14 protein-coding genes are annotated in these 18766 nt (G+C 42.6%); 9 read left to right on the top strand and 5 right to left on the bottom strand.

Annotation, left to right across the window (positions count from 1 at the left end):
* Position 1: 1 nt before the first annotated feature.
* A complete protein-coding gene (gene glgB, locus DW019_RS08365) occupies positions 2-2281 on the top strand; it encodes a 1,4-alpha-glucan branching protein GlgB (RefSeq protein WP_243024133.1) in 2280 nt (759 codons plus the stop codon).
* Positions 2282-2596: 315 nt separating this feature from the next.
* Here the strand turns inward: glgB and DW019_RS08360 are convergent, their stop codons facing one another.
* From DW019_RS08360 to DW019_RS08345, 4 genes are all read right to left on the bottom strand, one after another.
* Complete coding sequence (locus DW019_RS08360) at positions 2597-4120, bottom strand: L,D-transpeptidase family protein (protein WP_118443093.1); 1524 nt, start codon at positions 4118-4120, stop codon at positions 2597-2599.
* A gap of 105 nt (positions 4121-4225) precedes the next feature.
* A complete protein-coding gene (locus DW019_RS08355) occupies positions 4226-5764 on the bottom strand; it encodes an endo-1,4-beta-xylanase (protein WP_118443092.1) in 1539 nt (512 codons plus the stop codon).
* 102 nt (positions 5765-5866) lie between these two features.
* Complete coding sequence (locus DW019_RS08350; protein ID WP_117478192.1) at positions 5867-6565, bottom strand: 5'-methylthioadenosine/adenosylhomocysteine nucleosidase; 699 nt, start codon at positions 6563-6565, stop codon at positions 5867-5869.
* 76 nt (positions 6566-6641) lie between these two features.
* Entirely contained in the window at positions 6642-8804 is a 2163-nt protein-coding gene (locus tag DW019_RS08345) for a S8 family serine peptidase (protein WP_118443091.1), read from the bottom strand.
* A 126-nt stretch (positions 8805-8930) separates the two neighbouring features.
* On the opposite strand from DW019_RS08345, the gene DW019_RS08340 reads away from it, so the two are divergent.
* From DW019_RS08340 to DW019_RS08325, 4 genes are all read left to right on the top strand, one after another.
* Complete coding sequence (locus DW019_RS08340; RefSeq protein ID WP_118443090.1) at positions 8931-10016, top strand: HD domain-containing protein; 1086 nt, start codon at positions 8931-8933, stop codon at positions 10014-10016.
* 140 nt (positions 10017-10156) lie between these two features.
* The gene (locus tag DW019_RS08335) at positions 10157-12931 is read left to right on the top strand and encodes a DUF6240 domain-containing protein (RefSeq protein WP_147353017.1); all 2775 of its coding nucleotides are present in this window, start codon (positions 10157-10159) and stop codon (positions 12929-12931) included.
* Entirely contained in the window at positions 12921-14345 is a 1425-nt protein-coding gene (locus DW019_RS08330; protein WP_181974926.1) for a flagellin, read from the top strand. The genes DW019_RS08335 and DW019_RS08330 overlap by 11 nt, the downstream gene beginning before the upstream one ends.
* Positions 14346-14374: 29 nt before the next feature.
* A complete protein-coding gene (locus DW019_RS08325; protein WP_118443088.1) occupies positions 14375-14854 on the top strand; it encodes a flagellar protein FliS in 480 nt (159 codons plus the stop codon).
* Here DW019_RS08325 and DW019_RS08320 read toward each other — a convergent pair.
* Positions 14802-15068: a YaaL family protein gene (locus DW019_RS08320; RefSeq protein ID WP_117478186.1), complete on the bottom strand. Its 267-nt coding sequence runs from the start codon at positions 15066-15068 to the stop codon at positions 14802-14804. The two genes, DW019_RS08325 and DW019_RS08320, sit on opposite strands and share 53 nt — an antisense overlap.
* Before the next feature lie 168 nt (positions 15069-15236).
* Here DW019_RS08320 and DW019_RS08315 point away from each other — a divergent pair, with 168 nt between their 5' ends.
* The 4 genes from DW019_RS08315 to DW019_RS08300 are packed head-to-tail and all read left to right on the top strand — an operon-like array spanning position 15237 to position 18755.
* A complete protein-coding gene (locus DW019_RS08315; protein ID WP_117478185.1) occupies positions 15237-15743 on the top strand; it encodes a prepilin peptidase in 507 nt (168 codons plus the stop codon).
* Positions 15744-15794: 51 nt separating this feature from the next.
* Positions 15795-16820 (top strand): hypothetical protein, encoded by a 1026-nt coding sequence (locus DW019_RS08310; RefSeq protein ID WP_117478184.1) that lies wholly within the window; start codon positions 15795-15797, stop codon positions 16818-16820.
* The gene (locus tag DW019_RS08305; protein ID WP_242989349.1) at positions 16792-18027 is read left to right on the top strand and encodes a CpaF family protein; all 1236 of its coding nucleotides are present in this window, start codon (positions 16792-16794) and stop codon (positions 18025-18027) included. The genes DW019_RS08310 and DW019_RS08305 overlap by 29 nt, the downstream gene beginning before the upstream one ends.
* A 5-nt stretch (positions 18028-18032) precedes the next feature.
* A complete protein-coding gene (locus DW019_RS08300) occupies positions 18033-18755 on the top strand; it encodes a type II secretion system F family protein (RefSeq protein ID WP_242989352.1) in 723 nt (240 codons plus the stop codon).
* Positions 18756-18766 lie beyond the last annotated feature (11 nt).

Here is an 18766-nt window from a genome sequence, read left to right as displayed (position 1 = left end):
TGTGAGCAATCCATATTTGGAACAGTGGACGAGCAAAGAGATGCTGAAGGAATTGGAAGAGGGAATTTTGAATGCACCTCAGGATTTGCTTGGCTGCCACATTTTCAAAGAGGAGGATGTGCAGATTTTTACCGCATATCGTCCGTGTGCAAAACGTATGTGGGTGCTGGATTCAAAAGGGGAGACCACTTACGAGATGGAACCAATGGAGCCGGAAGGATTTTTTGGCTATGTCATTGAGAAGAAATCGGAGCGACTGAAAAAATATCGATTCCGGGTGGAATATGGACCGGACGATGTGATTGAAATTGACGACCCTTATGCATTTCCGGGGATGTTTGGTGAACTTGACCGGTATTTATTCTCGGAGGGAAACCATTATAAAATTTATGAAAAATTAGGAGCACATCCGATGAAGCGCGATGGCGTGGAGGGCGTTCAGTTTGCTGTCTGGGCGCCACACGCCTGCAGCGTGAGTGTAATCGGCGAGTTTAATATGTGGGATGCAAGACTTCATAAGATGATTATGAGGGGGAGCAGCGGTATTTTTGAACTGTTCGTGCCGAGCGCGTGGGAAGGCGCTGCCTATAAGTATGAGATTACGGCAAAGAGCGGGGATAAGTTGTATAAGACGGACCCTTATGGAAATTATGCGGAGCTGCGTCCGGGAAATGCTTCCCGAATTACGTCGCTTGATGGCTACAAATGGCAGGATGGTTCTTATCAGAAGAAGCATCAGAAAAAGTCAAGAGATGTAAGAGACAAAGAGCCGATGAGTATTTATGAGGTTCATCTTGCTTCCTGGAAAAAACGGATTGAAGACGATGACAATGGCAATTTTTCATATCGTGAGTTAGCATCTATGCTTGGCGACTATGTGGTTGATATGGGTTATACTCATATTGAATTGATGGGAATTGCAGAGTATCCGTTTGATGGCTCATGGGGCTATCAGGTTGGCTGTTATTATGCGCCGACGAGCCGTTATGGTGAGCCAAAAGATTTTATGTATTTTGTGGATGAAATGCACAAGCGGGGGATTCAGGTAATTTTAGACTGGGTACCGGCGCATTTTCCGAAAGATGCTCACTGCCTTGGACGTTTTGACGGACAGCCGTTGTATGAACATCCGGACAGCAGACGTGGTGAACACCCAGACTGGGGAACATATATTTTTGATTACGGAAGAATGGAAGTGAAAAACTTCCTCGTTGCCAATGCACTGTTCTGGATAGAGAAGTTCCATATTGACGGACTTCGTGTGGATGCCGTTGCATCTATGCTGTATCTGGATTATGGAAAAAGCGATGGCGAGTGGCTTCCGAACAAAGATGGCGGAAATGAGCATTACGAGGCAATTCATTTCCTGCAGCATTTAAATTCCGAGGTGGAAAAGGAGCATCCGGGAGCTTATATCATTGCGGAAGAGTCGACGGCATGGCCGGGCGTTACGGCGCCGGTAGCAGATGGCGGACTTGGCTTTTCTTACAAATGGAATATGGGTTGGATGAATGACTTTTTGGAGTACATGAAATTAGATCCATATTTCAGAAAAGACCATCAGAGGCAGTTGTGTTTTAGTATTGATTATTACACCAGTGAGAAATACATTTTGGTTTTATCGCATGATGAGGTGGTTCATGGAAAATGTTCTCTGTTAAACAAGATGTCCGGTTTGGAAGGAGATAAGTTTGCTTCTCTTCGTGCCGCGTTTGGATTTATGTATGGTCATCCGGGCAAAAAGCTTTTGTTTATGGGGCAGGAATTTGCTCAGAAACGAGAATGGGCAGAGTTTCGAAGTCTGGACTGGTTTTTACTGGAAGAAGATGACAGACATAAGAAAATGCAGGATTACGTACGTGAATTAAATCACTTGTACCAAAAGTACGATGCCTTGTATTATCACGATTTTAATGTTATGGGCTTTGAGTGGATGGACTGCTGGCGTCCGGAATTAAGTACAGTAGCGTTTGTGCGCCGTGGCAGCTCAGTAAAAGACCAGTTGATGTTTATTGCAAACTTCACACCGATGGCATTGGAAGATTATCAGGTCAATGCACCTTGTGCCGGAACCTTTACGGAGATACTAAATTCCGACGAAGAGCGATTTGGTGGTGAAGGCCGTGTGAATAAAAAGCCGATTCAGGCAAAACCATGTAAGGCACCGGTAGTACCAAGACCGGGCGAAAAAATCCAGCCGGGAAAGAAATATTACGAACTGGAACTGTATGTTCCACCATTGTCGGTCGTAGTATTGCGGTATGATTATAAAGCGGAGTAAGTTTTCTAATTTCATATATGACTAAAAAAGTTTGTGTTTCATGGGCGCTGTCGCTTAGACAAACACGCGGAGATATGTCATGTGCTGAAAATGTGCATATTGAATCCGCGCGTTTGTACCCATGAAACACAAATCTTTTTTAGTAATATATAAAGTTAGAAAGCCACTTCGGCTTAAGTCGAAACACAGCAGCCAGCATTTTGGCGAGAGTTAGTATAACTTGCAGCCCTATCGCCGGTTGTTAAAATAAAAAAGGAAAGCTATATTTGCGAAGCAAATATCCCGCTTTCCCTTTTTTATTTCTAACAACCTATATTAATAATGTATAAACACCATCTCACGGTACTTTGTTAAGTCATAAATCTTTTTCGAATCCGATGGAGATAAGTTTAAGCATCCGTGTGAACCACGGCTTCTATAAAGTGTTTTACTCCAGCGGCTCCATGGCTGCCAAGGCGCACCGTGGAATCCGGTTCCGGTCCACATGATACGAACCCAGTTGTTTACCGGCGTTGCATAGTTATCGCCGCGGAGAGTACGGTGTGTCTGGTGTTCTTTGATGAAATAAGCACCGGTTCGTGTTTGACGGTCTTTTACTGGTTTTCCGCTGATTGTTCGACACTTAAAAGCAACTTTTCCGTTGCGCCATACATAAACCTTTTGAGCAGTAAGATCAATTTCAGTAAAGTTTTCTGTGTCCCAATCCTTTGTTTTGTCATCTATGTTCATTGTAAATGCCGTGTTGGCAAATTTTGTTTTCTTTTTGATCGTCAATGCTTTTTTCTGTGTGGCATCCGGATTTTCCATATAGGCTTTCTGCTTATTTGCATCCATTGTCTTTTTCAGAGCGCTTGTCAATTGCTTCAGCATTGTATCGTAAACAAGCTGCCAACCGTAGTCCCCACCGGTTACGGAAACAGTTTTGCCGTTGTGGCTTTTAAATGAGCGTGTCACGCCAATAGTTTTGTACTTAAAGCAGGTTTTTTCAACCCATTTTTCAATTGCCTGATTATCAAAAGTAACTTTTCCGTTTTTATAATTGCACCATTTATAAATCTGTTTTGGACCGATGGTTTCTTTAATGTCCTTTTGAATTGTCCAGGTTATCCAGCGCAGAATTACCGGATTGCAGGCATCCACTTTTTGCTGAAGCGAAGGGTCTGTGGAATAAATACTTGGCTTTTCGTATACATCTGGGTATTTTTTTTCATCCGTTAAGTTTACCTTTTCGTGTCCGGATTTCAGAGCTTTTCCAATCGCCGTTATCAATTCATCGTGATTAAGCGTATTTCCTAAATATTCTTTTTCAATAACCAAATATTTTTTCTCTGATGAAAAAGCGACCTTTGCGTTTTGCGGTTGTGTAACCGGATATGACTCACTTCCGGTTGAGAGATCAGACTGTCCCACGAGGGCATCCAGTTTTTTCTCATCATAAGAAGCCCCTAAGTCAATATCCACCTGCTTTCTTTTTCCTAGGGAAAAGAAAGGAAGAGAATCATGTTGCTCATCATATTTTTTCTGAAGCGAATCTTTGATGTCGACTTGATAATCAATGTCATCTTTTCCGATTGTCAAAGTTCCATTATTTCTTCCTGTTATTTTCAGTTGATACGTGGAAAATACCCGATTAATCAATTCCGCAGATTCCTCATAGGTCATACCCGAAACTTCTCGGTCTCCAATCCATGTATTTGAGTACCAGCGGTTCATATAATAAATATGTATACCCAAAACAATGCTTATCACTACAACAAGTGTTGCAATTGTAGCAATAAGCATTGCCTTTCCCTTTTTTGTACGAATCCAAGATGGTTTTTGTGTTTCTCGATTATCCACCCTTACATCCCTCTTTCCTAAATAATATTGTCTCACAATGGGATTATAAAATTTTGCGGTGAAGTTGTCAACACAAACACACACTTTTTTTACAATTACCGCAACTTACCAAATTTTTGCCGCCTCTAAAAAGGCTGTGTATGACAATTTTGGATCATAAATACTGGTATCAAACAAAAGAGGAGCACACTGGGAACGCCAGGATGTCGCATCACATAGGCCCCAGAGAGTGATACCGGTAATTCCTTTTGGATTTACACTCTGATTACGATTTTTTTGCTTGGTAATGATGGTCTGCATCAGTTTTTTTACGAATTTTGCCTGATCCGCATCGGTTTCATGCTCCGGTGTGTAAGCGTAGGAAGCATTAGTTCCTTCCGTGTCAAAGTTTATAGTAAAGTCAAGTTCGGTTATCTGAATTTCGTAACCTGCTGCTAAAAACTGCTCTAATGCACTGCCGTATTCAGCAACCGTAGGAACTTTTACATCTACGTGGCTCTGCATGCCGATACCCCCGCAAATTTTAGCAGTTTCGCCTTTGTTGATAAATTCTACCAGATTTAATGTGTCTTTTACACCGAAATAGGTGTTGTAATCATTATAAAATAACGTGACTTTATCCGTTGCCTGATAACTCTTTAACATATCGTAGGCAATTTCAAATGCTTTCTTAATATAAGAAGGAGAATTTCCCATATCGCCATATACACTCGTCCATGTTTTGAAAAATGCAAAAGACGGACGGTGGAGATATTCGTTTACAACATCCCATGCGTAAACAATGCTTCCGGCAGAACCGGTTAAAGCTTTTTCTTTATCCATTACATGCCCCATTACATTGTGAATGTAAAAATCAAGACGGGCATCCATAACAGCAGGAGTAACAACTTTTGAGCCATCGTAATTTTTTGTAAAGAACCAGGACGGTGTCTGGCTGTGCCATACCAAAGTATGGGCACGCATTTTCAAACCGTTGTTTTTTGCGGCCTCTAAAGATTTGTCAACGGTTGTAAATGCTAATTCCGGAACGGTTGATTCGGCATATCCTGCAGGAATGTAATATCCCTTTTTCTTTGCGTCAGCAACGGAAATGAGCTTGGCGGATGAGCCGAGAATAGCATCCGGTTTCATTTCATTTTCCAAAGTAAAGCTGTTGTACTGTTTTTTTACAAATTTCATTGTGGACGCGTTTTGCAGTTCTCGTGGATTAGAAGCACTTCCGTAGTTTAGGCAGGTACCCATGTATGGTACAATTTTTGCATAGGTATCCTTTAAGCTGGAAGCAACGACGGTTTTTTTTGCTTTCACCTTTACTTTGCAGGTAAGTTTATATGTCTTTTTCTTTCTTTTTACCGTGCAGGTGATTTTTGCGGTTCCTTTCGCTCTTGCCTTTAATTTGCAGGAGGTACGTTTCTTTTTTGAAATTGAAACGATCTTTTTCTTGCTTGTTTTCCAGGTGACCTTGCATTTTTTTGTGTTTTTTACCTTAAGAGTTTTTGATTTTCCCTTTGTCAGAGTCATTGATTTTTGGGAAAGTTTTGGTTTTTTTGCCTTTGCTTCGGTGGACGCCGTGTTTGTCAGAAATGAAGACAGACAAAGAACGGCAACCAGGCTGTGGGCAATTACCTTTTTGATTTGTTTCATATAGCTACACTCCTTTCATTGTAACCATATTTTAACCCCAAAAAAGGAATGCCACAATAAACTATTGTGACATTCCACTGTGTTATTCTCAAAGATAATTGTTTATAAATGTTGATAAAGTTCCTTAAGCAGAGAAACGGTGTGGATAATTGCCTGTTTTGCAAAAACCGGATAATCCATATGACCGGAATTATCTGCCTTGTCAGAAATGGCGCGGATAATTAAAAATGGGACGTTGTTTAAGTAAGCGGTGTGCGCCATGGCAGCACCTTCCATTTCGGCACAGTCACCATGGAATGTTTCAATTAAATAATTCTTTTTCTCCGCACTGGCGATAAACTGGTCGCCGCTCACCACTTTTCCAATGTGGCAGTGAATGTCCGGATTCGCTTTTTCACAGGCGGATTTTGCCAAAGAAACCAGTGTCTCATCTGCTGTAAAAATCGACTGTTCCATGCGTGGAATGATGCCGACCGGGTCTCCGAGTGGCGAGACATCCATATCGTGTTCCTGCGCACAACTCGATAAAACAATGTCACCGATATCAAGGGCGTTGTTCAAGGAGCCGGCAACGCCGGTGTTGATAACCATGGTTACATGAAAGTCATCACAGAGAATCTGGGTGCAGACTGCCATATTGACCTTGCCAATTCCACTTACAACGGCAACGGTTTTGATTCCGTAAAAATCTCCTTCCACAAAAGTCATGCCTGCTTTTGTCACTTCGTTTGTATTTGTCATTTCTTCTTTTATGATAGCCACTTCTTCATCCATGGCTCCGATTAATCCAATTTTTTTCATAATGCCTCCTCATAGTAAAACAATCCGTTTCGTCCTTAAGTGTAGTTGATTTGTGTAGAAAAAGTCAAGGGTATCTTTATTTATAAATGCGCACTTTGCAATAAGCCTTCTTTTTGGATTTATCTTTTGCCTTTGCATAAACCTTAACGGTATGGCCGATTCCCTTTTTCTTTGCACGGACAACACCTTTTTGCGTTACTTTGGCATATTTTTTATTGGAGACATACCATTTGACTTTTTTGTTTGTTGCATTTTTTGGTTTTACGGTGGCCTTTAATTTGAGTTTCTTTTTATAACGGAGTTTTGCTTTCTTTTTATTTAATGTTATTTTTGTCACCAGTTTGGTTGTTTTCTTTGTACTGCTTGTACCTTGTGCCGCAGTGGTGTTTGTCTTTGTTGTGGTCTGTAGACAGGCAGGGAGACCGGATGAGGCGGAACTGATTTTACTTAAATCCAAAATGCCGCCGGTCATGCAGTAGGAAGAAAGCCCTGAAACCTCACGCACACAGTTCAGCAGACGGTTGCGCCTTTGCACTGCGGAATCGTTTGGATATGCGGCAGCAAGAAGTGCTGTGGCAGCTGATACCTGAGGGGCAGCCATAGAAGTGCCGCTCATCGAATTGTACTTGATATAAAGGGCATTTGTCGGATTTGCTTTTGAAATGCCGATGTTATCAATGTAAATTTTATGTACGGAAGTAAAGTTGCCTGTTAAGGAAACAATTTCTGCGTAAGTGGTATTGTTCCTCTTTATAAAATATAATTTACTGCTGTAGTGTGACCATGAAATTTCGCCATTTCCTTCGATGCCCGTATCATAAGATACCTGGTGGTATGTGCCATCGGCTAAGTTCATGCCGTCAATATCCATGTAAAGGGTCAAAGTTGCAGAACTTCGCGCAGCATCAATGGAAATGCAGTAAGAGCCGCTGCCTGCCTGATTGTGCGAATCTTCTGCTGAATAAGACTTTTCATTGTATAAAATGCTGCCGTCTGATTCGCCGATTTCCGATGGGTGGTATAAAACGGTGTCGTTTGAGTTAAAAGAGGTGAAATACGAACACCGTGAACTTCGCATACTGTCTGTGTAAACGGAAGGGTAAAAAATGCCGGAATTTATTGTGGAAAAAATATTCCGACCCGGTGCAAAAAGGTGGACCGTCTTATTTCCGTAATCGGAAAAAGATGCTTTTTTATCGGTCTGGGTGGAGGCACCAACGGTTACCACATAAGGGCTGTCCAAGTCATAGGGGCATCCGTCGGAGATGGCATTATCGTGGTCTTCGCCCTCGTTTCCGGCAGCAAAAAGAAACAGACTGCCATTTTGCCCAATCTGGTTAATCAGCGTTTTCATAGAGGTTGAACTACCTCCACCGCCACCCCAGGAACAGTTGATGGCGGCAATATTTGCGCCGAGAGTCTGCGCTTTATAGATGTAATTAAAAGCCGCGATGATAGCGGAATCGTATGATGTGCCGGCAGAATTAAAAACTTTCAACGCCATTAGTTTTGCATTGCTGATGCCGCAGATTCCTTTATTATTGTCCGATACGGCACTGATGACACCGGCGCAGTGAGTACCGTGTCCGTCCTCATCTTCGTCCATAGGATCACTGTCGTAATCTCCGAAATCATAGCCATATGTACCCGGAAGCTCTAACTGGTCGTAAGGATTTTTCCACATGTGAGCGGCTAAATCTTCGTGGGTGTAGTCAATACCGGTATCAACGACTGCAACAATGGTATCGCTGTCGTTACTTGTTTGAATCCGGTTTTTGTACTGAATACCGGAGGAAGTAGTCTGATAGGCTCCGGTGCCGTCTAAATACCACTGTTCGTCGGCATAAGTATCGTTTGTCGTGGCTAATTTATAGCGGTAGTAATTTGGCTCGGCGGCAACTACATTATCCTGTTTTTTCAGTTTTTCAATAAGTTCTTTCGTTGAATAAGTATCAGAGTGAACCTCTGAAAGATAGAGATTTTTCCCCTTTTTCTTTTTGGCAGGACCAAAATCCCAGCTGTTTTCCACTTCAATATCGGAATCAAATGATGCGGTTCCCTCTTTGGCAAGTCCGGTTTCGGAAGAAGCGTTAAGTGTTACAATGGCTTCGCCCTCGACATAGTTATCAGAAGTTTTAGCGGTCTTAGCTTGTTCAGTTACAGCCTGAATTTTATGCGGTATGGTGCTGCTAAGCAAAAGAGATAAAATCAAAACTGAAATCAGTCCTCTTTTTCGCATAATTTCACGCTCCTTTCTCAAATAATCATTGCGTCAAATGGCAATAACTGCTATGATAGAAATAACGATTTATGATGATAAGTATACGAAAAAAATGTGAAAAAATTAAGTCGAGGAGGTAGCAGCATGTTATTTGTGAAAGTAGATGAACTCAAGCCCGGAATGCGCTTAGGAAAACCAATCTACAATAAAAATGGAGTTTTGTTGTATGACCGTGATACAAAACTTACGATGCAGGCGATTTACGGAATTAAAAATTTTAGGCTTTTAGGTCTGTACATACTTGAACCGGCAGAACCGGTTCCGCCGATGTCGGAGGATGATATTAACTTTGAGCGTTTTCAGACGATGGCGGTTTTTAGTATCCGCGAAGATTTGGATTTGATTGATTCCGGAAAAAAAGACAAAGGACTTGACTGGCTGTGCAGTCTTATCATAAAGAATTATGGAGACTTAAACCATAAGATTAATTTTGTGCAGAGTCTGCGAAGCAGTGAAGATTATATTTATAAACATGTTTTGAATGTTGCTATTTTGTCCGCCATTATTGCCGGTCAGATGGGCTTCCCGGTTGGACGGATTAATCTCCTTGTGAAGTCTGCTATTCTGCATGATATCGGTGCACTGAAATTACAGCAGTTACCGGATGCGGAAGATTTAGATGATGGCACGAAAGAAGTTGTTAAGAAAAACACACAGGAGACATTAGACCAATATGGTGATTTGGATGAGGAAGTTCTGCGCCTCATTACCCAGATGCAGGAGCTTTATACAAGAGAGAGCGATGCAGAAATTCCGGCAGGGTTAAAAGAGAGCGTGAATGCAAATATCCTCTATGTGGCAGATGCGTATGACCGTATGACAGCAATGAAGTCTTTTGAGGAGCCGACTTCGGAAGTGAAAGCGGTGCGAGAACTTCTTGCGGATGAGGAGCGTTACAATAAGAAAATAGTAAATGCTTTGATTCATGGTATTTCTATTTTGTATCCGGGTGTATGTGTTGAATTGTCAAATGGAGAAAAAGGATTGGTTATCACAGGAAATGAGGAAAATATTTTCGAGCCGACTGTCCTTGATTTCCGTAATAATAATTTGTACGATTTGTCGGATCCATCCGTGAAACAGACGGTTGAAATTGCCGATGTCATGAAAACGATGGATAACCGAATTAAACTGGATAAAAGTCTGTTAGAAGAGTATCAGGCAAATTAGGAAGAGATACTAAAGATTTCCGCCGGATTGTCCGAGATATAAGTATAAGGATTTAGAAAGTGAGCGTGAAATCTATGGATATTTCGACCAATCGGATTTCCCTTACCTTTGATGACGCGGAAAGAATGGAGAAAAAAAACGTGTCTGTACAAGACGCCAAGGATGGCGGCATCTCCCAGATTCAGGTGGGAGCGACAATGGATTGTTCCGTACAAGAGGCGGGGAAACACCACATTGTGTATACGGAAGCAGAAGCAAAACAATTACAGAAACAAAATATGGTGCCTTTAGACGATGCGCAGATGTCACCGGCAGATTTTATCAGCCGCTGTATGACCGGGAAAGATGCAAAAGCGGTTTCGGAAGATGGGACACCGTTAGAAGAATATACTTCATCTCAGCTTGAGCGGGCGGTCACAAGAATTAAGAAAGAACGTCATGAGAAGCAGGAGGCTGTCGAGCGTGAAGTGTCAAAACAGCGGGAAAAAGATGAGGCGGTAAGTAAAAATGCCGCTCAGTTAGCCGTGGACGGTAACGTCCCGGACGCTGTGATTGACCGGTTATTGGACAGTGACCTGCCGGTGACGGAAGAAAATGTGGCGAAGCTTTCGCATGCCGTAGATATGGCATCGGAAATCCGCTCTTTTTCGGACGCTGCGATGAAGTTTTTTATTGACAATGAAAATACAATTCTTACACCGGAAAGTGTTAATGCCGGTGTTCATGGGGCCGTGGAAGGTGAAGAGAATCCATCGTCCGAGGAAAATGATTTTTCACTTGTGGAGAATCAGGTTCGCAGCCGCTTAGAAGAGAGCGGGATGGAAGCAGATGACGAAAACATGGCAGCAGCGAAGTGGCTGTATGAAGAAGATTTACCGGTAACGGCAGAAAATGTGGCACTTTCTTCGCAGGTAAAAGAATTAAAAGAAACTAAAGATTCGGTTTTGGCGGCACGAATTGCCGACCAGATGGCGGAAGGTGTGCAGCCGGAAAAAGCGAATTTAGTGAAATTATCGGTGGCAGAGGCTGTTCGTTTTAAGAGAAGATTGGCGGAAACCCAGCTTACGATGACGGCGGATGCCATCCGCACGATGTCAGAAAAAGGAATTTCAATTGATGTCACGAAATTGGAAGATGTGGTTGAGAAACTTAGAGCAGCGGAAAAAGAGGCTTATCAGTCGGAACTTTTCAATGCGGATTTGCCGGTGACAGAAGAAAATATCAATACGCTGAAAGAAACTTCTCAGGCGGTAAAACAAGTGTTGTCTGCACCGGTTGAGTTTATGGGATATGCATTTACTCAGGGAGTAGAGGATACACTTTCTTCCCTGTCTTCTAAGGCAGAGGCGTTCACCGCTTCGTTTGATATGGTAGAAAATCGTTATGAGTCGGTGGGAACAGAAGTCCGCAGAGATTTAGGGGATTCGCTCACAAAAGCATTTTCCAATATCGATACGCTGCTTGAGGAAGCAGGTTTCGAGACAACAGCGAGAAATGAGCGGGCGGTTCGCGCTCTTGCTTATAATCAGATGCCTTTAACCGAGGAAAATCTGGTTTCTGTTAAAGAGTATGACGAGCGTGTTACGACGCTGATGAAAAGTATGAAACCGGAAGTTGTCTGTGAGCTCATACGCAAGGGCGAGAATCCGTTAGAAAAGACATTAGACGAATTGCAGAATGATGTGAATGAGATTTTAGCCCAAAATGATATAGAAGATATTTCTTTCCGAAAGTATTTGTGGAAGATGGACCACACGGATGGTCTTACGGAAGATGAGCGTGAAACGATGATTGGCGTTTACCGCCTTCTTCACCAGATTGAAAAAAGTGACGGAGCGGCAGCCGCTCAGGTATTAAATGAGGGAAAAGAATTATCGCTTTCTTCCCTTCTGTCGGCAGTCCGCACACGAAAAAAAGCCGGAATGGATGTCTCGGTGGATGATTCGTTTGGCATGGAAAAAGAAGTAATCGCTTCGAAAAATTCCATTTCCGAGCAGATTTATGCGGCATATGGACAAAATATTGCGGCAGATTTAACGGAAAAATTGTCACCACAGGTATTAAAAGAGGCAATGGGTGGAAATGAGGAAATTTCAGCAGAGGCATTATTGGAGCGGTGTGAAGAGGCAGCAATTGCAGAGGAAAATACCTTTTATGAGAATGAAGTGCGCTCTGTGCGTGAGGCGGCTGCAAAGAGTGAGTCAGAGGTGATAAATTTCTTAGAGGCGCTGGATTTACCGGCGACACTTTCCAATCTTTCACTGGTGCAGGAGTTTCGGCAGATGGGTGCCGGTAAATGGCGTGATTTGTGGAAAGAAGAGGATACCGATGCGGTTCTTGATGCGATGGAAGAGCCGGACTCTTTGGATGATGTATTTACAGAAATTGAAGAAAACATGCAAAAAGAACTAGTGGAAAGACGGGAATCAGACGATATAACATATGATGAAATTACATGGCAGAATCAGATGTCCCGCTTGTTTACATTCCATGGCGCAATGCGCCGCTGTCAGGTTTATGAAGTGCCGATATTGACGGAATTTGGAATTACGACTTGCAATATTACAATTAGGGAAGGCGTGGAAAAAGAAAAGGGCAGTATTGAGATTGCTATGAATTCTAAGGAATTTGGCAGGTTGCAGGCTAGTTTTAAGGTAAAAGAGAAAAAGGTAAACGGCTTTGTTACCGTAGAGGATGAAACGAGTGTTTCCTCCTGCCAAGAGCGCATGGATGCATTTGAAAAGGAATTGGAAGAGATTGGTTTTACAATGGATGGTAATACCCTGATTACGGGGCAAAGGACGTCTCTTTCCGTAGGAAATAAAAAAGAAGGTGCAAAAAATCAGGATTTGTACCGGATTGCCAGATTATTTGTGGTAACCATGAACAGAAAGGACGATGACAATGAAAATTAATACAAATATTTCGGCGCTTCGCGCAAATTTTAACTTGAACAGTGTACAGTCACAGTTGACAGCAAGTACAAACAAATTATCTTCCGGCTACCGGATTACAAAAGCGGCAGATGATGCGGCAGGAATGGCAATTTCCCAGAAAATGCACGCACAGATTCGAGGACTTCAGAGAGCGTCCAAAAACGGTTCAGATGGTGTTTCTTTTATTCAGACGACAGAAGGTGTTCTCTCTGAGATTGAAAATATGTTACAGCGCTGCCGTGAACTTTCGGTACAGGCGGCAAACGGCAGTGTGACAACGATTGAAGATAAACAGGCACTGCAAAATGAGATTGATTCTTTGATGGCGGAAATCGACCGTTTGTCAAAAGATACTGAGTATAATACGATGAGTGTGTTAGATGGTTCCTGCTGCCGTCAGTCCTCATCCAACAATGTTGGTGTGAAATTGATTGATGCCAGTGATGATGTGGCATTAACCGGTTATAAATTTAAGATTGTATCAGAGGCAACACAGGCAACTGCAAAAACAGGTGCACTTGGATTTGCACCAACAGATGTAGTTGATAAGGCGACTGCAGGACAGATTCAGATTAATGGTGAAGTGATTGATATTAAGGAAGGTCAGACTTTTGAAGATGTTTATGCAAACATTCGTGATTACTGTGAAATGATGAATGTCGATGTGGTTCCGGTAAATGCCGCCGGTGTGGAGTGTGAACTGGCTGCGGCGACAAATCTTTCCTTTACCTCAGTTATTTACGGTGCATCCCAGAAGTTAAATATCACAACGGATAATGCAAATCTGGCACAGAAACTTGGTATTAACGGTGTGCAGACTACAGAGGGTACCGATGCAAAAGTAACACTTGATACTACTTCCGGATTTTCAAATACGGCAACAGTATTTATCAATGGTGGACAGATGGAAGTGTCGGACCGCGACGGATTCCGCATGTTATTTGATATTTCAAATGCGAAAGCCGGTTCAGACGCTACCGTTACCATGTTGGATGCCGGTTATGTTGCAATCCAAATTGGAGCTAATGAGGGACAGAGCATTAACATTTCGATTCCTTGTGTGAATACAAAAACGCTGGATATTGAAAACTGTAACGTATGTACCGTGGCAGGAGCTTCTTCCTCAATTTCAGCTTTTGATGATGCGATTCAGCAGGTTTCTTCCATTCGTGCTAAACTTGGTGCTTACCAGAATCGCTTGGATTCTGCAATATCAAGTCTTGATGAGACTTCACAGAACTTGACGGAGGCATGCTCTCGTATTGAAGATGTGGATATGTCGGAAGAAATGACAAAATATACACAGTACAGCGTGTTGGTACAGGCAGGTACTTCGATGTTAGCACAGGCGAACAACCAGCCACAGACGATTTTACAGATTCTTCAGGGATAAAAAAATCCCGCGAATAGGAGGAAGATGGCATGGAAAAAGAACGGTTACAGGAATATGCAGCGCGTGTGACACAGGCAAACCGAAGTGAACTTGTTGTGATTATTTATGAGGCAACACTTGCCAGTATAGAAGAGGGAAAAAAATATTTAAAACAGGGAGAAATTGAAGCGGCGCGCCATGAAATTGAACGTGCGCGCAGTATGATTGCGGAGTTGATGGCAAGTTTAGATTTGCAGTATGAGATTTCCCATTATCTTCGCCAGTTATATGTGTTTGCGTACCGGGAACTTTGTCAGGGCATCGCAAACAGAGACCCGGAGCAGTTAAATCATGCAACGGATATTTTTGAAGCACTTCTTCCTTCTTTTAAAGAAGTTGCAAAACAGGATGACTCCGAAGCCGTTATGAAAAACGTGCAGACAATTTATGCCGGCCTCACATATGGGCGTGGAACGCTCAATGAGACGATTGATAGCGGGGCTGATGCAAATCGCGGATTTGAGGCGTAAATTCGGCGTTTGTCTGAATACTCTGCACTTGGCGCAGTAAATATTTATAACGGAAAGACAGCGCATTGATTTCATAGATATAGCTGTCAATTAAATCCGGGTCACATACATTTTCAAAATTGGAATGGGCGGTTTCAAGCGCCTGTTGTAAGGCCTCAATTTCCTGCATAAGCTCGGCTTTTGTCTGGCATGCAGGATTTTTTTTATTCTTCATTTCACACTCTCCTTTACGATGAAAAATCACAAATATTTAGTAACAGTATAGTCAAAAAATGGAAAGGTTATGCATATTATCTTGTGTCGTAAAACGCTTTCGAAAGTTGTTGACAAGGAGGTATGTGGCGTGTTAAATTTGTAGCACATCACAGATAGGAGGTGAGTGATGACCTTAGTTTACGAGTTGATTTTTCTTGTTCTCGTACCGGCATCCCTCTTCGATTTATGGCAGTACCGTGTGCCGAATGCACTATGTTTTGCCGCTCTTGTGATAAGCCTTATCGGCCATCTGGACAGGATATCGGCAGGCGGGATTTCTTTCTGGCTTGCAGGGATAATCATTCCGTTTTCTGTCAGTTTTATATTTTACGTTTGCCACGTATTCGGGGCATCCGATAGTAAATTAATTTCTGTTATAGGAGCATTCCTTGGTTTTAGGGCTGCACTCCGTATCCTTGTTTATTCTATTTTTGTTGGTGCCATTATGGCGCTGTTTAAGATGATTTGGCGGAAGAATATGTTTCGCCGGTTTCGCTATTTATTTCAATTTATAAAAAGTGATAAAAAAACACGAAATAAAAATCCCTATTATGACATGAGACGAGATGGTGAAGATGGTGTCATTCCTTTTTGTATTGCCATATCCATCGCTGCCTTATGGGAGATATTTTAGGGAAAGTGCCCTTTTATGTAAATGGAAGGCAACGGAAAAAGGAGGATTCGGATGAAAGAAACGATAATACTTTTATATTTTTTGCAGGCAGATTATGGAAGGCGGCTGCTCCGCTTTTTGACAAGGAAAAAGAATAAACAGATACGATTGGAGTTAATGACAGAGAGAGAACGAGTGATGTGGCGGACGGAGACAGAGAACCAGCGGATTGTTGTTTTGACCGATGATGAGGGACTTTATGCAGAGGCAAAAAAAGAGGTGATTCTGTTAGGAAAGGCAGATGACAGGCAGCAGAAGAAGATTTTACAGTATCAGCGTGCCGAGGGCATTTACGAGGATTTATTGAAAATTCTTGGTTATAGGCCTTTGGAAGAACAGAAAAAAATACAAAAAGGTGTGATTATGTTTTTTTCGCCGGAGGGAATGATTGTTACGGAGCCTGCGGTGATGACGGCACAGTATCTGGGGACAAAAGGGCGGTGTCTGTTTGTCAGCTTAAGCGGATTTCCGGTATATTTTGACGGTGAATTTTCGAAAGATCCGCATTGGCAAAAAAGAGATATTGGCGAGCTTCTTTTGTGTCCATCGGAGAAGTTGTTTTCAGCGCAGTTACCGCAGTATGTTTATCCGTTTGGCAGTGCTGATATGCTGACTCCGTTTGCCCATTATAAGGATTTGTTAGACTGTGGAATCGAAGACTTGAAAAAGTTATTTGAGAGGCTCTTGACAATAGGTGAATATGATTCGCTGGTTGTCGAGATGGGGGCTTTGTCGGAGTCTTTGATGGAGTTTATGGTGTGTGCCGACAGGCTGTTTGTTGTAGATAAAAGAGATGGTTTCGGTGATGTGCGTAAGAAGGTTTTTTTGCATTATTGTGAGATGGAGAAAAAGAATGATTTATTAGCACTTGCTGAGTTTATTCCGGAATGGGAAGAGATACAAAACTGGCGGGAAAATCTTTGCACTCTGCCACTTGTCGAGTGGTCACAAAATAATCAGTTGATGTCACGTATGGAGCACTTACTGGAAAAAGAAGGAGGCCCGGAGGATGGATGTGTATGGGAAGATATGGAATGAAAGACGGATGGTAATTCGGGAACGGGTACTGGAGGAGGTTCCACCCGGTGCAGAACTTGAGGATGAAACCCTGCAGGCGATGATTGACCGGACGATAACGGAGCTTTTTCCGGATGAGTATATCCGGCTGGAAGAAAAGCGAAAACTGCGCCACATGGTCTTTAATTCAATTCGCCGCATGGATGTTTTGCAGGATGTGTTAGAGGATGAGACGATTACGGAAATTATGGTAAACGGACCGCATCACATTTTCGTTGAGCAGGCGGGGCGTTTGTATGAGACGGGACTTTCGTTTGAGCATCAAACGAGGCTGGAAAACATTGTTCAGCAGATTGCTTCCCGGGGAAACCGCATTGTGAATGAGTCAAACCCGATTTTGGATGCCCGTTTGGAAGATGGTTCCCGCGTAAATATTGTTGTGCCGCCGATTGCACTGGAAGGACCGGTGATTACCATTCGTAAGTTTCCAAAAGAAGCAATGACGATGGAGAAACTTCTTTCTCTTGGTGCGTTGACAAAGGAGGCATGTGAGTTTTTACAGAAGCTTGTGATTGCCAAATACAATATTTTTATTTCCGGAGGAACCGGTGCCGGAAAAACCACATTTTTAAATGTGCTGTCTAATTTCATTCCGAAAGAAGAGCGTGTGATTACGATTGAGGATTCTGCGGAATTGCAGATTCAAAACATCGCAAATCTGGTTCGTCTGGAAGCCAGAAACCGCAATGTAGAGGGGAAGAATGAAGTTACCATCCGCGATTTGGTTAAGAGTGCATTGCGTATGCGTCCCGACCGGATTATTGTTGGGGAGATTCGAGATTCTGCGGCAATTGATTTGTTGACAGCGATGAATACCGGACATGACGGAAGCTTGTCTACCGGTCATGCAAACAGTCCGAAAGATATGCTGAATCGTTTGGAGACGCTCTTTCTGATGGGTTTAGAAATTCCGTTGGCAGCGATTCGACAGCAGATTGCTTCCGGGATTGATATTATGATTCATCTTGGGAGACTTAGAGATAAGTCGCGGCGTGTGCTGGAAATCAGCGAGGTAGGAAGTGTGGTGGACGGTAAGATAGAACTTCATCCGTTATTTGTTTTTGAGGAACAGGGGGAAATGAATGGAAGGGTGAAGGGGCATCTTGTGAGGACAAAGACCGTTTTTTCGACAACAGAAAAAGCGGAGAGAGCAGGGGTGATTTTGTGAAATGGATGAGAGAACGAAAGTGGTATTTGAAAACAATGGCAGTTGGGTTTATCGGAAGTTTTTTCCTGCTGTTTTTATTTTACCGCCAGGCAGCATTGTGTTTTTTGGGTGCGGTTTTAGGAAGCGTTTGTTATGTAAGATACCGGATAAAAGTTCAAAAGGAGCAGGAGAAGTGGCAGTTGATGGTGGAATTTAAGGAGGCAATGGATAGCATGGTTTCTGCACTGGCAGCAGGATACTCTATGGAAAACGCCATCACAGAAGCGTATCGCGATATGAAGTTGCTGCATTCGGAGGATACGAGGATGATGAGAGAACTTTGGGACATACAGCAAAAAATTTCTCTGCATCAGCCATTGGATGAAGTGTTGTCCGCATTCGCATCAAAAAGTGGTGTGGAAGATATTATCACTTTCGCACAAATTTATGCGACGGCAAGAAAAAGCGGAGGGAATTTGGTAAAAGTGATGAAGCGGACGGCACAGAATATCAGCGAGAAGATGGAGATACAGAGAGAAATTCAAACGATGATTGCCGGAAAAAAGATGGAAGCTAATTGTATGACGGCGATTCCCCTTTTTATTATCCTGTATTTGCAGATTTGTTCTCCCGGTTTTTTGGATCCTTTATATGAGGGATTTTTTGGACGGCTTTTTATGACCGGTGCATTTTTTGTGTATTTGGGTGCCGCAGCATGGAGCAGACACTTGATGAAAATTGAATGTTAGGAGGTAGAAAA

This window comes from Clostridium sp. AF37-5, assembly GCF_003477605.1.
Lineage (GTDB): Bacteria > Bacillota > Clostridia > Lachnospirales > Lachnospiraceae > Eubacterium_F.
Note: the sequence above shows the minus strand (reverse complement) of the source record. Positions and strands in the feature narration are given on the sequence as shown.